Raw genomic sequence first — 13,234 nt, 5'->3', positions numbered from 1 at the left:
CCGGGAGGGCTCATTCCAGTCGGGAGGGCTGAGCCCGGGTCGGGGCGGCGGAGCCTGGCCTGGATGGTTCACTCCGGTCGGGACGGCTGAGCCCGGTTGGGATGGCCAGCCCTGGCCGAGATGGCTGAGCCTGGGTCGGGACGGTTGAGCCTGGCTTGGATGGTTCACTCCGGCCGGGACGGCTGACCCCGGGCCGGGGGGTGCGCCGGGGTTGGGATGGCTGAGCCTGGCCTGGATGCTTCACTCCGGCCGGGACGGCTGAGCCCGGCCGGGATGGCTGACCCCGGGCCGGGACGGTTCGCTCCTGTCGGGACGGCTGCTCCCGGCCTGCATGCTTCACTCCGGTCGGGACCGCTGACTCCGGCCAGGACGGCTTCTCCTTGGCCGGGGCCGCTCACCCCGCCGGGACAGCCCGCCCCGCCGGGACGTCGTACGTTCCTCAGGCCGCCGTCTGCAGGGCCTCGCGGCCGGTGACGTCGCCGTCCTTCGTGCGCAGGGTCAGCGGTACCGGTTCGCCGCGGCGGCGCAGGAGCAGGCCCGCGCCGATCGCCCCGGCGATCAGCAGGCCGCCGGCCACCAGGGCGCCGCGCGCCCCGGCCCACTCCATCAGCAGGCCCAGCAACGGGGGCCCGCCGAGGCTCCACACCGTGCCGATGCTGCTCCACACCCCGAGCACCCGGCCCCGCAGGTGCGGCGGCGGGTCGGTCTGCAGCACGGCCGTACCGGCGGTGTCGGAGACGGACTCCACGACCGCCATCGGCAGGACCAGCACCAGCAGCACCGCCAGTGACGGCGACAGACCCGCCACCACCTGGAGCAGCGCGCCCGCCGCCGCGAGCAGACCCACGGTCCGCACGGACGGCCTGCGCAGCCGGGCGCCGAGGACCGCGCCGAGGATGCCGCCGACGGCGAGCACGGTGGAGACGGTGCCGAACGCCCCGGCGCCGCCGGCCAGCGGTCCGGTGACGAGGACGGCGAGTGTCAGGCCGTAGTTCCGGCCGAAGACCGAGCTGAGCCCGGTGATGCCCGCGAGCGCGACCAGGCGGGGCCGGCGCGCGAAGAAGGACAGCCCCTCCCGTACGGTCATCTGCCCGTGCGCCGGAACCGCCCGCGGACCCGGCTCCTGGGAGGCGGCCCCGGGCGCCGGCCGCAGGAACGGCACCACCGCGGCCACGAACAGGAACGACAGCCCGTTCGCCGCGTAAGCGGCGCCGGTGCCGAGGAAGCCGACGGCCACGCCGGCCAGGGCGGTACCGGCCAGCCGGCCGGAGCTGTGCACCAGCGCCCCCACGCCGATCGCGGACGGTACGTCGGCCACCGGTACGAGATCGTTGCCGAGCAGCGCGCAGGCCGGCCCGTCGACGGTGGCGATGACACCGGTCACGGCGGCCAGCACCAGCAGTGCCGTCATGTCGATCCGGTCCAGCGCCACCAGCAGCGCCGTCGTGAAGGCGACCGCGCCGAGCAGGGCCTGGCTCACGGCGACCGTCAGCTTCCGGGGCCAGCGGTCCACCGCCGCGCCGCCGAGGAGGCTCACGAACAGCGCGGGCGCCGCCTGGACGGACATGGACAGACCGGTGGCCGCGGCCGAGCCCGTGATGTGCAGCACGAGCAGGTTCTGCACCGTGAGCTGCATCCACGTACCGGCGTTGGAGACGAAGTTGGCGGCCGACCACCACCGCATGCTCCGGTACCGCAGGGAGCGCCACGGCGAACGTGAGGCCGGGGCGGTGGCGGGCGCGGACGGGGGCAGGGCGGAGGAGAGGGAAGAGGACACGGCGGGGTACACAACCAGGCGATCGGAGCGGACCGGCGGATCCCGTCGGTCCGGCGGCGTTGCACGGCCGGGCCGCCTGGTCAGGGCGCCGACCATGGTGGCAGACGGGACACCGCGGCCGACACCGGACGGCCCGCCGTCCCGGGCCGGTACTCCTCAAACGCCGGGGCCCTGCCACGAGTTGGCACCCGCGTGGGGTTCCTCACAGAGGGTGCGGAAGCGCGGCGCCCGGTCAGCGGTCGACCGTGCGCATCCCCGCCTCGTCGTACCGCTCACCCGCCGCCCGCGGCAGCTCGGCGTCGATGCGGGCCAGGTCCTGAGCGGTCAGCTCGATGCCGGTCGCGGCGGCGTTCTGCTCCAGGTAGGCGCGGCGCTTGGTGCCGGGGATCGGCACCAGGTCCTCGCCCCGCGCCAGCACCCAGGCGATGGCCAGCTGGGCCGGGGTCACCTCCTTCTCGGCGGCGATCTCCTTCACCTTCTCCGCCAGCGTGAGGTTGGCCTGCAGGTTGGCGTCCGTGAAGCGGGGGTTCTCGCGACGCCAGTCGTTCGCGTCCAGCTCGTCCGGGGAGCTGAAGCGGCCGGCCAGGAAGCCACGGCCGAGCGGCGAGTACGGCACGAAGCCGATGCCCAGCTCACGGCAGGCGGGCAGCACCTCGGCCTCCACGTCCCGTGACCACAGCGAGTACTCGCTCTGTACCGCCGTGACCGGGTGGACGGCGTGGGCGCGCCGGATGGTCTCCGCGCTCGCCTCGCTCAGCCCGATGTACCGCACCTTGCCCTCGGCGACCAGCTCGCCCAGCGCGCCGACCGTCTCCTCGACGGGGACGTTCGGGTCGACCCGGTGCTGGTAGTACAGGTCGATGTGGTCGGTGCCGAGCCGCTGGAGCGAGCCGTGCACCGAGGCCCGTACGTGCGCGGCCGAGCCGTCCTGCGGGCCGACCGTGCTCATGTCGCCGGGTACGGCGTCGTCCATCCGGTAGTTGAACTTCGTCGCGATCACGTACGCGTCGCGGTGCCCCCTGATCGCCTCGCCCACCAGTGACTCGTTGGTGAGCGGCCCGTAGACCTGCGCCGTGTCGAGGAAGTCGATGCCGAGGTCGAGGGCGCGCCGGATGGTCGCGATGCCCTCCTCCCGGTCGGCGGAGCCGTAGAACGCGGACATGCCCATGCATCCGAGCCCGATGGCCGATACCTGGAGGTCCCGCAGCCTGCGCTTCTGCATGAGGAATCCCTTTCTCGCACTTGACCGTCGTTCCGGCACGGCACACGGCCTGTCTCCATCTAGCGACGGATCCCGGCACCCGGCATCCCGTGGGGGAGGCCGGGCACGGGCCCTGCGCGCGCCGTCGGCGACGCCATGAGCTGGAGCGCTCTCGAAGTCAAGCCGTTCGAAGTCGGGCAGTGGGCTCTCGAAGCCGGGCAGCGGGCTCTCGCGTGGGGGCTACGGGTTCAGCCGCACCGGCAGCTCGAACAGGTCGTTCTGGGTGACCACCGGCTTGTGGCGGAGTTCGGCCGCGGGGACGGCCAGGTCCAGGCGGGGGAAGCGGGCGTACAGCGCCGGCAGGGCGATGCCCGCCTCCAGCCGGGAGAGCGCGGCGCCGGGGCAGACATGCGGGCCGTGGCCGAAGGAGATGTGCCGGTTCCTCGTCCCGCGGGTGATGTCGAACCGCCCGGCGGTCGGGCCGTGCGCGTTCTCGTCGCGGCCGATCGCGCCGTACGACACGATCAGCGCGTCCCCGGCCGGGATCACCGTGTCGCCGACCGGCACGTCCTCGGTCGCGAACCGGATCAGGACGTGCGAGGTGGGGGTGGAGAAGCGCAGGGTCTCCTCGATCACCGCCGGCCAGTCCGCCTGCCCGGACAGCACCAGGTCGCGCTGCTCGGGGTGGGCGGAGAGGTTGACGACGGCGTTGACGATCAGGGAGATCGTCGTCTCGTGACCCGCCGCCACCATCAGCTGGAGGGTGGAGACGATCTCCTCGTCGGTGAGCCGGTCGCCGTCCTCCGAGGCGAGGATCAGCGCGCTGGTCAGGTCGTCGCCGGGCTCGGCCCGCTTGGCCGCGACCGTCTCCCCCATGATCCGCGCCAGCTCGGTGAGGGTCGCGACGACCTCCTGCGGCGGCGTCTGCGTGGAGAAGAACTTCTCGAACAGCACCTTCAGCCGGGGCAGCCGCGCCTCCTCGATCCCCATGAGGTCGGCGATGACGTACATGGGCAGCGGGTAGGCGAAGGCCGCCTTCAGGTCGACGACGGAGCCGTCGGCGGGCAGCGCGTCCAGCAGGTCCTGGGTGAGCTTCTCGATCCGCTCCCGCATCCGCTCCACCCGGCGCGGGGTGAGCGCCTGCGCGACCAGGGTGCGCAGCCGCCGGTGGTCGGCGCCGTCCACCGTGAGCATGGAGCGGCCCGGGTTGGCCAGGCCGATCAGCGGCCAGTCCGCGGGTATCTCACCGCGCCGCCAGGCGCCCCACACGGTGATGTCCTTCACCAGCCGCGGGTCGGTGAGCAGCACCTTCGCCTCGGCGTGGTGGGTGACGGCCCACACCGGTACACCGCCGGGCAGTTCGACGGCGGCGAGCGGGCCGGCCGCGCGCAGCGCCGCGCTCTCGGCGTCCAGGTCGGTGACGAAGGGGTCCAGGGCGATGCGGGGTGCTTCGGTACCGGTCGTCATCGTGACGTGCCTCCCAGGGCAGGGGTCGGAAGTACGGCGAGCACGCCGCCGGTCCCGGGGGCGGGCCCCGGGCGCACGGCGGAACAGCGGGTCGTCACAGGGCGGGCACGGGGGTGAAGCGGACGGGCAGCCGGGTCAGTCCCCTCAGCCACGGCGAGGGGCGGCGGGCGAGGGCTTCCGCGGGCACCGCCAGGTCGATGTCCGGGAGCCGGTCGAGGACCACCTCGATGCCGGTCCGCGCGATCACCTCGGCGATCTCCTGCGCGGGGAACGGACAGCGGTGCTCGCCGTGCCCGAAGGAGAAGTGCGCGTTGTTGCCGCCGGTCAGGGCGGAGGCGTCGGTCCGCACCTGCGGATCGGAGTTGGCCCCCTGCAGTCCGAGCAGCAGCAGGTCGCCGGCCTTGACGGCCCGGCCGCCGAGACGGGTGTCGCGGGCGGCCCAGCGGCCGGCCACGTTCTGCGTCGGGGTGTCCTCCCACAGCACCTCGTTCATCGCCTCGGCGACGCTGTGGCGCCCGCCGAACAGGGAGGCGGCGAACCGGTCGTCGGTCAGCATCAGCCGCAGGGAGTTGCCGATCCAGTCGGCGGTCGGCTGGTGTCCGGCCGCCATCATCACCATCAGGTCCTGCGCGATCTCCTCGTCGGTGAACCCGCTCTCGTCGGCGAGCATCCGGGAGACCACGTCGTCGGCGGGCTCCTTCCTCCGGTCGGCCAGCAACTGCCCCATGGACGACGCCAGATGGGCCTGGCCCGCCAGTGCCCGCTCCCGCCCGTCGATCATGTCGTTGAGGGCGGTGACCAGCCCGGGGCCGTCCTCGTCCGGGAAGCCGTACAGCCGGGCCAGGACCCGCACCGGCAGCAGCATCGCGTACTGCGCGACCAGATCCGCCTCGCCCGCGGCGCACAGCGCGTCGATCAGCTCGTCGGCGAACCGCTCGGCGTGGCCGCGCAGTTCGAACGGGTCCACCTCCTCCAGCGCGTTGCTGATCATGGCGGCGCGCTGCCGGTGCCGTTCGCCGACCGTGTAGAGGATCGACGGCTGCCTGCGGCCGATCATCGGCAGCAGCGGCCAGTCGGCGGGGATGTTCTCCCACTGGTTCCACAGGTCCGAGTCCCGGCTGAACAGCACCGGGTCGCCGGTGACTTGATGCAGCTCGCGGTAGCCGAGCACCAGCCAGGCCGGGACGTCGCCGTCGAGCAGGACCGGGACGACGGCGCCGTGATCGCGCCGCATCTCCCGGTACAGCCGGGCGGGTTCGGTCTGGAACCGGGGTCCGCTGAGCGGGACGGCGTCGGGGGTGGTCACACGAACTCCTGTCGGGGCAGGCCCGCCCGCGCGGACGGGTCGGCGTACCGGTTCTTCACGTGCTGCACCAGTGTGATCAGCACCTGCTTGCCCGACTCCCGGGAGCGGGCGTCGCAGTCCACCAGCGGCACCCGCGGATCCAGGTCCAGGGCCTCGCGGACCTCGGCACCGGCGCGGACGGGGCCGCCGAAGTCGTTGCAGGCCACGACGAACGGCGTGCCGTGGTGCTCCAGCCGGTCGATGGCGTACCAGGAGTCGTCGATGCGCCGGGTGTCGACCAGCACGACCGCACCGAGCGTGCCGGTGAACAGCCGGTCCCACAGGAACCAGAACCGCTCCTGACCCGGCGCCCCGAACAGGTACAGCACGTTGCGGGCGTCCAGGGTGATCCGGCCGAAGTCGAAGGCGACCGTGGTGGCCGACTTGCCCCGCACCTGGCGGATGTCGTCCACCGTCGCGCCGGCCTGCGTCATCGTCTCCTCGGTGTTGAGGGGACGGATCTCGCTGACCGAGCGGACCAGCGTGGTCTTGCCGACGCCGAAGCCGCCCACGACCACGATCTTGAAACCTTGGTCGGCGGAGGCACCCAGGGGGGTGCGTGCCTCAGAGGTTGCGGAGTCCAACGAGCACCTGCTCCAGGATGTCGGGATCGGTAATGGCCGGCCGGTGCGGATGCCGGGCGCTCACCCGGCCCGCGGCCAGCAGGTCCGCCAGCAGCACCTTGGTGATGCCCACGGGCAGCCGCAGCTCGGCGGCGATCTCCACCACCGAGGTGGGGGATTGGGTCAGCTGGAGGATCGCCACGTGCTCCGACTGCATGCCGGTCACCGGCTCCGACTCGGCGACGACGAGGGTGACCAGGTCGAAGGGGTTGTCGGGGCCGGTCCGGGTGCGTCCCTGGGTGAGGGTGTACAGCCGGTGGGGGGCATCGTCCCGGCCCGGCCGGTTCATGCCCGGTCGGCTCATGAGCTGCGGGGCGGAGCGGTCAGGTACTCGCCGAGCTGCTCCACCAGTTCGCTCATGTTGTGGCCGACGACACCGGCGTCCGCCTCCTCCGTGGTGACCACGGCCAGATGGGCGCCGGCACCCGCCTCCACGATGAAGAGCACACCGCCGTAGAACTCCGCCATCGCCGAGCGCACCCCGCCGCTTCCGTCACCGAACTCCACGGACGCCCCGTGCGAGAGCGACTGGATGCCGGCGGCGATCGCGGCGAGCTGGTCGGCCTGGTCGACGGTCAGCTCCGGCGTACGGCACAGCTTCAGCCCGTCCCGGGACAGCACGAGCGCGTGCCGGGCACCCGGGGTCCTATCCAGCAGGCCCTCCAGGAGCCAGGTCAGCTTGTCGTCGGCGGTGGTCGGGCCGGTCATGAAGTGGTGTCGCCTTCCGGGTGCGCGTGCGGGTGGGAGGGGGCGTTGGAGCCGTGTCCGGCAGTGCCGTACGAGGCTTCGCCGCCCGTGCGGGAGGAGTCGCGCCCGTCCGGGGCCGGGCTCATGGGCGCGGGGCCGTCCGGGGCGGGGGTGTGCGGGGTGTCGGCCGTACGGCTGTCCCGTACGCCGTCCCGCACGGGTACGGCGTCCCGGTCGTCCGGCGCCGTGGCGTGCGCGGGGTCGGCCTGCGGGGCGGCGCCCGTGGCCTCGTCGGCCTCCGGGGGCGGGCCCGCTGTCCCGGCCCGGTCGTCCGCGCCGGGCGCGGGCGCCGCCGGTGCCGACGGGCGGACCGCCTGGCGGAAGCTGCTGAAGCGGGCCGCGCGGGCCTTGCCCTCGTCGGCGGCCGGCGCGGTGCGGGACGCGGCGGTGCCCGACGCGGAGCGGGCGCGTTCGGCCGCGGCGAGCGTACGGCCCCGGCGCCGCCTGGGCAGCCCGGCCGGCCCCGGCTCCGACGGCGCGGCGGACTCGTGGACGGCGGTGGCGTCCGCGGCGGCCGGTGCCGCAGCGGACGGGCCGTCCTCCGGACGGGACGGGTCGTTCCGAGGGCGCGGGACCGTGGTGGCTCGGTCGCTCGGCGGGTGCGGGTCCGCGGTGGCTGGGCCGTTGCCCGCGTGGGGCACCGAGGCGGCCGGGCCGGCCGCCGGGCGTGGGGTCGCGGTGGCGGGCACGGCCGGAGCGGGACTGGTCAGGAGGGACTGCGGGATGAGCATCAGCACGCCCGTGCCGCCGCGAGCCGACGGCCGGAACGACACCGTCAGCCCGTGCTTGCGGGCCAGCCGGCCGACCACCGCGAGGCCGAGCCGGGTACCGGTCAGGCCGCCCAGCCCGGTGATGTCACCGGAGACCGCGCGCTCGGCGCGGCGCAGCTGCACCTCGCCCATCACCAGCCCGCTGTCCTCCACGGACACGATGACCCCGGCCGGCACCTCCTCCACGTAGACGTGGACCTCGGCGGTCGGCGGCGAGAAGTTCGCGGCGTTGTCGAGGAGTTCCGCGAGCGCGTGCATCACGCCCTCGGCGGCGTGCCCGGCGACGGCGGCCTCGCTGACCGAGTGCAGCCGGACCCGCCGGTAGCCGGCGATCCGGCCCATCGCGCCGCGCAGGATCGACTCCATCCCGATCGGCCGCGCCCACCGGCGGCCCGAACGCGCCCCCGTCAGCACGGCGACGGAGTCCGCGAGCCGGCCGGCCTGGGCGGTGCGGTGGTCGAGGTGGAACAGGTCGGCCAGCACGTCCTCGTCGGTGTGCCGGTCCTCCATCGCCCGCAGGTCGGCGAGTGTGGCCGTGGCGAGGGCCTGCATCCGGGCGGCGGCGTTGGCGGTCGCGGACAGCGCGGTGGCCCGGTCCCGGCGGGCCCGCTCCAACTCGCCCGAGAGCCGGGCGTTCTCCTGCCGGAGCCGGTCCAGCTCCCGGGTGCCCCGCTCCTCCAGACGGGCGCGCTCGGCCGCGAACGACTCCGTGAACTCGGTGCGCTGCCGGGCGAGTTCGTCGATGAGCCGCTGCTGCTCCTGGCGCGCCTCCTCGGTCGTACGGGCCTGCTGCTGGAGCAGCCGCCCGATGTCCCGGGTGACGCCCTCCAGTCTGCGCCGGGCGGTGCGCTCGGCCCGCAGGGCGTGCGCGGCCGTGGCCACCGCGGCGCTGAGCAGGACGGCTGTGACGCCCGCGCCCCAGGCGAGCGGGGTGCGCACCGAGGCCGGCGCCACCGCCACGGCCGCGCAGACCGCGAGCGCCGACAGCACACCGGTCACGGCGAGGGCGGAGACGAACGTACGGAGGGAAGGTCGGTCGCCGGGATGCGTGGGCGCGGTCATCGGTCCGGTCTGGTCCTCGCGGCAGAGAGGGCTGGGTGGGGCGGGCAGGAAGGCTCGGGTGGTGCGTCGTGACACCGGAGGTGAACTGGCGGTCACTATACGAGAGTTCCTGATCAAAACAGAAAGGTTCCCTGTGCGTTCCGGTAACTGGACGCTCGCATCCGTGGGGCCGCACCGATGCGGCGCTCGGGTTCCGGGGTGCCGGACGGTCGCCGGCCGGGGACGCGGGACGGCTCCTCGCGCGGGGCGGCTCCGCTGCGCGAACGGCTTCGCGCACCGTCCGCGCGGCGCCCCCGAACGTCAGTCCGGCTCCCCGGAACCACCTTTCCCAAGAATGAACAGAAAATCCTTCACGGGAAATACCCCGGTCTTCGGGCATGGCGATCTCGCAACCCCCGCTGCTACGCTTCGCGCCGTGAAGGTCGGTATTACTCTGCCCCTGGCGGAATACCCCGGAAAACAGCCCTCGTACGACGAGATAAGAGCCCTCGCCCGACAGGCGGAAGCCGCCGGATTCGATTCCCTCTGGTGCTTCGACCACCTGCTTTTCCGTGCGGACGGCGAGCCTGCCGAAGGCATCTGGGAATGCTGGACCACCCTCAGCGCACTCGCCGAGGCCACCTCCCGTATCCAGCTCGGGACCTTCGTCCTGTGCACCGCTTTCCGGAACCCCGCGGTCCTCGCGAAAATGGCGGTCACGCTCGACTCGATCAGCAATGGACGGCTCATTCTCGGACTGGGGGCCGGCTGGCACCGGCCGGAATTCGAGGCGTTCGGCATCGAATTCGATCACCGGGTGGCCCGCTTCGAGGAAGCCGTGCACATCATCGCGTCACTGCTGCGCACCGGAAAGGCGGAATTCGACGGCCGCCACTCCTGGGTCCACGGTGGTGAACTCCGGCCGCGCGGAGTACGCCCGGCGGGCCCGCCCCTGCTGATCGGCGGCTCCGGCCCCCGCATGCTGCGGGCCACCGCCCGCCACGCCGACCTGTGGAACGGCTGCTGGTTCGGGGACCCGGCCGGCTTCGCCCCCGCGCTGCGGACCGTGCGCGAGGCCTGCGCCGCCGCCGGCCGCGCCCCGTCGACCCTGTGCGTCACCGCCGGCGTGAACGTCGTACCCGGCGTCCCCGTGGAACCGCCGGACCCGCGGCGGCCCGTCCTCAGCGGCACCCCCGCCGACCTGGCCGCCGGCTTCGCCGGCTACCGCGACCTCGGCACCGACCACCTCGTCTGCAACCTGAACCCCCATCACGCGGCGGCGCAGCGCGCCCTGGCCGAGGCCCTCCGGCGTCACCGGAGCGAGCCGGACCCGACCGAGGAGGGACCCGTCCGATGACCTGGACGATCGACGAGGCGAGGGTGATGCCCTTCCTCAGGGCGGCCCACCGCCGGGACCTCCTCGCCGCCCTGCGCCGGCCCGCGCCCGCGCCGGCCCCCGTCCCCGCGGCGGAGGAGGCCGCACCGGGAGCGCACGCCAAGAGCTTCAAGGACGGCAAGGAGTTCAAGGACTACAAGGACCGCAAGGACTTCAAGGACCACAAGGACCTGAAGGACCTGAAGGACCGCAAGGACGGCAAGGACCGCAAGGACACCAAGGACGGGAAGGACTTCAAGGACTCCAAGGACGTCACCGACGGCGCCTGGACGCCCACCGGCCCCGCAGCCCCGCCCGCCGCGCGCCCCGCGCACCGGCCCACCCCCACGGCGGCCGGCACCGACGCCCGTACCGACAACACCGGAGACGCCCGCACCGGCACCGGCTCCGACGACGTCCTCTCCGTCCTGCGTGCCTCCCGGGCGAGCCGGTTCCTCAGGGAGCGCGGCCTTGTCATCTGACACCGGAACACCACCTCCGTCCGAGGCCCCCGCCGACCTCGTCGTGGTCGCCGACCCCCGGGACCCCACCGCCCTGGAACTCGCCGCCTACGTCACCGAGCAGGGCCGCTCCGTCGCCGTCCTCGACGTCTTCGACGCGGCCCAGCTGTTCACCGTCACCGCGCGCGCCGGCACGGCGACCGTCGACCCGGTGGTCCCGCTGGTCCTCCTGCTGCCCGCACCGCCCGACCGCCGCACCGGCTGGGACGCCGAGTTCCACCTCGGCGAGTGCTTCGCCCAGCTGTGGGCGGTGGCCGCGCTCACCCCCGCCCCCGTCGTCAACCGCCCGGCCGGCACCCTCGTCGCCGGCCGCACCACCCGCTCCGCCGCGGTGACCGCCCGGCGCGCCGGCGAACCCGGCAACGGTGAACTGTTCTCCTGCGGCTACCCCCGACCCGGCAGCGCGGATGGCGAGGCCTTCTGGGTCGAGGACCTCGGCACCGCGCGCGCCCACCGCTGGCCCGAGCGGCCACCCGGGACCGGCCCCTACCGCGCCCGCTGGACGGACACCGACCCCGCGACGGAGACGGTCGTCGTCCTCGGCGACCGCGGCTGGCGCTGCACCACCGCCGACCTCGACCACCTGGGCCTGGAGTCCCGCAGCGTGGCCGCCGCCGACGCCCTCGCCCTGGACCTGGCCGCCCTGGTCTGGCGGGTCACCGACGGCACCGCCACCGCACGCCTGGTGCACGTCGAGCCGTTCCCCGCCCTGGAGCAACTGCGCATGGTCTGGCTCGGCCTCGGCCCCCGGCTGATGGAGGTGCTGTTCCCGTGATCTACGCCCTCGGCCTCGCCACGGACGGCACCCTCGCCCACTTCACCGCACGGGCCGCCGCGGACGTCACGCTCGTCGACCTCGCCGAGCTGGCCGCCGACGGCGCCTGGCGCCTCGCGCTGCCCGACGACGGCGACAGCTGGCTGCTCGCCCGCGACCAGCGCCACGACCTGCGCCCCGGCGACGCCTACTACTGCCGGCTCGCGGACCTGTCCGCCCTGGAGGACGACCCCGGGCTCCGCGCCCGGTGGCACGGCCTCCTGGCCGCGCTCACCGCCTGGCTCGACACCGTCCCGGGCCCCGTCGTCAACCGCCCCGGCACGGCCGGCGACAACGGCTCCAAGCCGCTGCACGAGGTCACCCTCGCCCGCTGCGGCCTCACCGTCCCCGAGAGCCTGACCAGCTCCGACGCCGGCCGGCTGCGTGCGTTCGCCGCCGCCGGACCCGCCATCGTCAAGGCGTTGTCCGGCGTGCGCGCCGACAGCAGACTGATCGGCCCGGAGGAGTTCGACTCGTTCACACCGCACCAGGGCCCCGTGCACCTCCAGCGGTACGTCGCCGGCAGCGACGTGCGCGTGCACGTCTGCGGTGACACCGTGCACACCGAGGAGGCCGTGTCCGGCGCGGCCGACTACCGCACGGCGCCCCCGGAGGACGTCGTCTTCCGGCCCCACGAGCTGCCCGCCGACCTCGCCGCGCGGCTCACGGCCCGCACCCGGGACCTGGGGCTCGCCTTCGCCGGCTGGGACCTCAAACGCGACGCGGACGGCACCTACTGGTGCCTGGAGGCCAACCCGATGCCCGGCTACGACTGGTACGACCGCCGGGCCGACGGCGCCATCACCGCCTCGCTGACGGACCTGCTGACGGGAGACCCGGCGTGATCACCGAGCTGCCGCTGCTCACCGCCGACGACACCGAGGACGTACGCGCGCGCGTGCACTCCCTGCGCGAGCACTGGATCGCCCGCGGCGGCGAACCACCCGCCTTCCTCACCCTCGGCACCCCCAGCTACCTGGACGTCGCCGAGCGGCCGGAGAGCGGCCACTACCAGCGCCACGGCGTCGCCGCCCGCCCCCTGCTGCTGGACCACTTCCAGGACCTGTACGACCTGATCGGCACGACCCTCACCGAGCACCTCGACGCGCCCGTCCGCTACCCGGACCACCTGGCGCTGCCCGGTTTCCACATCTGGCTGGAGGCCGCCGTCTTCACCCGCCCCCAGGCACCCGTCCACTTCGACCTCCAGTACCAGGCCTTCGACTGGCCGCCGGGCACCGACACCGACCGCCTGCTCTCCTTCACCCTGCCGCTCCGGGTGCCCGCGGCCGGCGGCGGACTGAACCTGTGGGAGACGACGTACGGGGACTTCCGCCGCTCGCTCGCCCGCGGCTGGGTGGAGAGCGCCGCCGACCTGCAACGCTTCCACCCCAAGCGGTACGTCCCCTACACACCGGGCCGGCTCTACGTCCACTCCGGGCACGTCCTGCACCAGGTCGCCCCCAGCAGCAGCGTGCGCGCCGGCGACGAACGCCTCACCCTCCAGGGCCACGGCGTCTGGTGCGCCGACCACTGGCAGCTCTACTGGTGAC

The 13,234-nt window shown here is 74.0% G+C and carries 13 protein-coding genes; 5 read left to right on the top strand and 8 right to left on the bottom strand.

Annotated features, from left to right (window positions below):
* Nucleotides 1-439 precede the first annotated feature (439 nt).
* From ACZ7N4_RS07185 to ACZ7N4_RS07150, 8 genes are all read right to left on the bottom strand, one after another.
* The gene (locus tag ACZ7N4_RS07185; protein ID WP_471355127.1) at nucleotides 440-1,684 is read right to left on the bottom strand and encodes an MFS transporter; all 1,245 of its coding nucleotides are present in this window, start codon (nucleotides 1,682-1,684) and stop codon (nucleotides 440-442) included.
* A 325-nt stretch (nucleotides 1,685-2,009) separates the two neighbouring features.
* Nucleotides 2,010-2,999, bottom strand: coding sequence for an aldo/keto reductase (locus ACZ7N4_RS07180; RefSeq protein WP_471354699.1), 990 nt, complete (start codon nucleotides 2,997-2,999; stop codon nucleotides 2,010-2,012).
* Between the two features lie 219 nt (nucleotides 3,000-3,218).
* Entirely contained in the window at nucleotides 3,219-4,445 is a 1,227-nt protein-coding gene (locus ACZ7N4_RS07175) for a cytochrome P450 family protein (protein ID WP_471354697.1), read from the bottom strand.
* Between the two features lie 94 nt (nucleotides 4,446-4,539).
* Nucleotides 4,540-5,751 carry a cytochrome P450 gene (locus ACZ7N4_RS07170; protein WP_471354695.1) on the bottom strand — a complete coding sequence of 404 codons (1,212 nt, stop codon included), beginning with the start codon at nucleotides 5,749-5,751 and terminating at the stop codon, nucleotides 4,540-4,542.
* Nucleotides 5,748-6,374, bottom strand: a complete 627-nt coding sequence (locus tag ACZ7N4_RS07165; RefSeq protein WP_471354692.1) for a GTP-binding protein — start codon at nucleotides 6,372-6,374, stop codon at nucleotides 5,748-5,750. Before ACZ7N4_RS07165 ends, ACZ7N4_RS07170 begins: the two co-directional genes overlap by 4 nt.
* A complete protein-coding gene (locus tag ACZ7N4_RS07160; RefSeq protein ID WP_471354691.1) occupies nucleotides 6,355-6,702 on the bottom strand; it encodes a DUF742 domain-containing protein in 348 nt (115 codons plus the stop codon). Before ACZ7N4_RS07160 ends, ACZ7N4_RS07165 begins: the two co-directional genes overlap by 20 nt.
* Before the next feature lie 11 nt (nucleotides 6,703-6,713).
* A complete protein-coding gene (locus ACZ7N4_RS07155; RefSeq protein WP_471354689.1) occupies nucleotides 6,714-7,121 on the bottom strand; it encodes a roadblock/LC7 domain-containing protein in 408 nt (135 codons plus the stop codon).
* A complete protein-coding gene (locus ACZ7N4_RS07150) occupies nucleotides 7,118-8,992 on the bottom strand; it encodes a sensor histidine kinase (RefSeq protein ID WP_471354687.1) in 1,875 nt (624 codons plus the stop codon). Before ACZ7N4_RS07150 ends, ACZ7N4_RS07155 begins: the two co-directional genes overlap by 4 nt.
* A gap of 415 nt (nucleotides 8,993-9,407) precedes the next feature.
* On the opposite strand from ACZ7N4_RS07150, the gene ACZ7N4_RS07145 reads away from it, so the two are divergent.
* From ACZ7N4_RS07145 to ACZ7N4_RS07125, 5 genes are read left to right on the top strand one after another with little or no spacing between them, the layout of a single operon-like run.
* Nucleotides 9,408-10,328: an LLM class flavin-dependent oxidoreductase gene (locus ACZ7N4_RS07145; RefSeq protein ID WP_471354685.1), complete on the top strand. Its 921-nt coding sequence runs from the start codon at nucleotides 9,408-9,410 to the stop codon at nucleotides 10,326-10,328.
* Nucleotides 10,325-10,828, top strand: coding sequence for a hypothetical protein (locus ACZ7N4_RS07140; protein ID WP_471354683.1), 504 nt, complete (start codon nucleotides 10,325-10,327; stop codon nucleotides 10,826-10,828). Before ACZ7N4_RS07145 ends, ACZ7N4_RS07140 begins: the two co-directional genes overlap by 4 nt.
* Nucleotides 10,818-11,642, top strand: coding sequence for a hypothetical protein (locus ACZ7N4_RS07135; RefSeq protein WP_471354681.1), 825 nt, complete (start codon nucleotides 10,818-10,820; stop codon nucleotides 11,640-11,642). Before ACZ7N4_RS07140 ends, ACZ7N4_RS07135 begins: the two co-directional genes overlap by 11 nt.
* Nucleotides 11,639-12,526, top strand: a complete 888-nt coding sequence (locus ACZ7N4_RS07130) for an ATP-grasp domain-containing protein (RefSeq protein WP_471354678.1) — start codon at nucleotides 11,639-11,641, stop codon at nucleotides 12,524-12,526. Before ACZ7N4_RS07135 ends, ACZ7N4_RS07130 begins: the two co-directional genes overlap by 4 nt.
* A complete protein-coding gene (locus ACZ7N4_RS07125) occupies nucleotides 12,523-13,233 on the top strand; it encodes a hypothetical protein (RefSeq protein WP_471354676.1) in 711 nt (236 codons plus the stop codon). The genes ACZ7N4_RS07130 and ACZ7N4_RS07125 overlap by 4 nt, the downstream gene beginning before the upstream one ends.
* Nucleotide 13,234 lies beyond the last annotated feature (1 nt).

It is taken from the genome of Streptomyces sp. NPDC107654 (assembly GCF_055639035.1).
The sequence above is the reverse complement of the archived record's forward strand: the minus strand, read 5'-3'. Positions and strand labels throughout refer to the sequence as shown.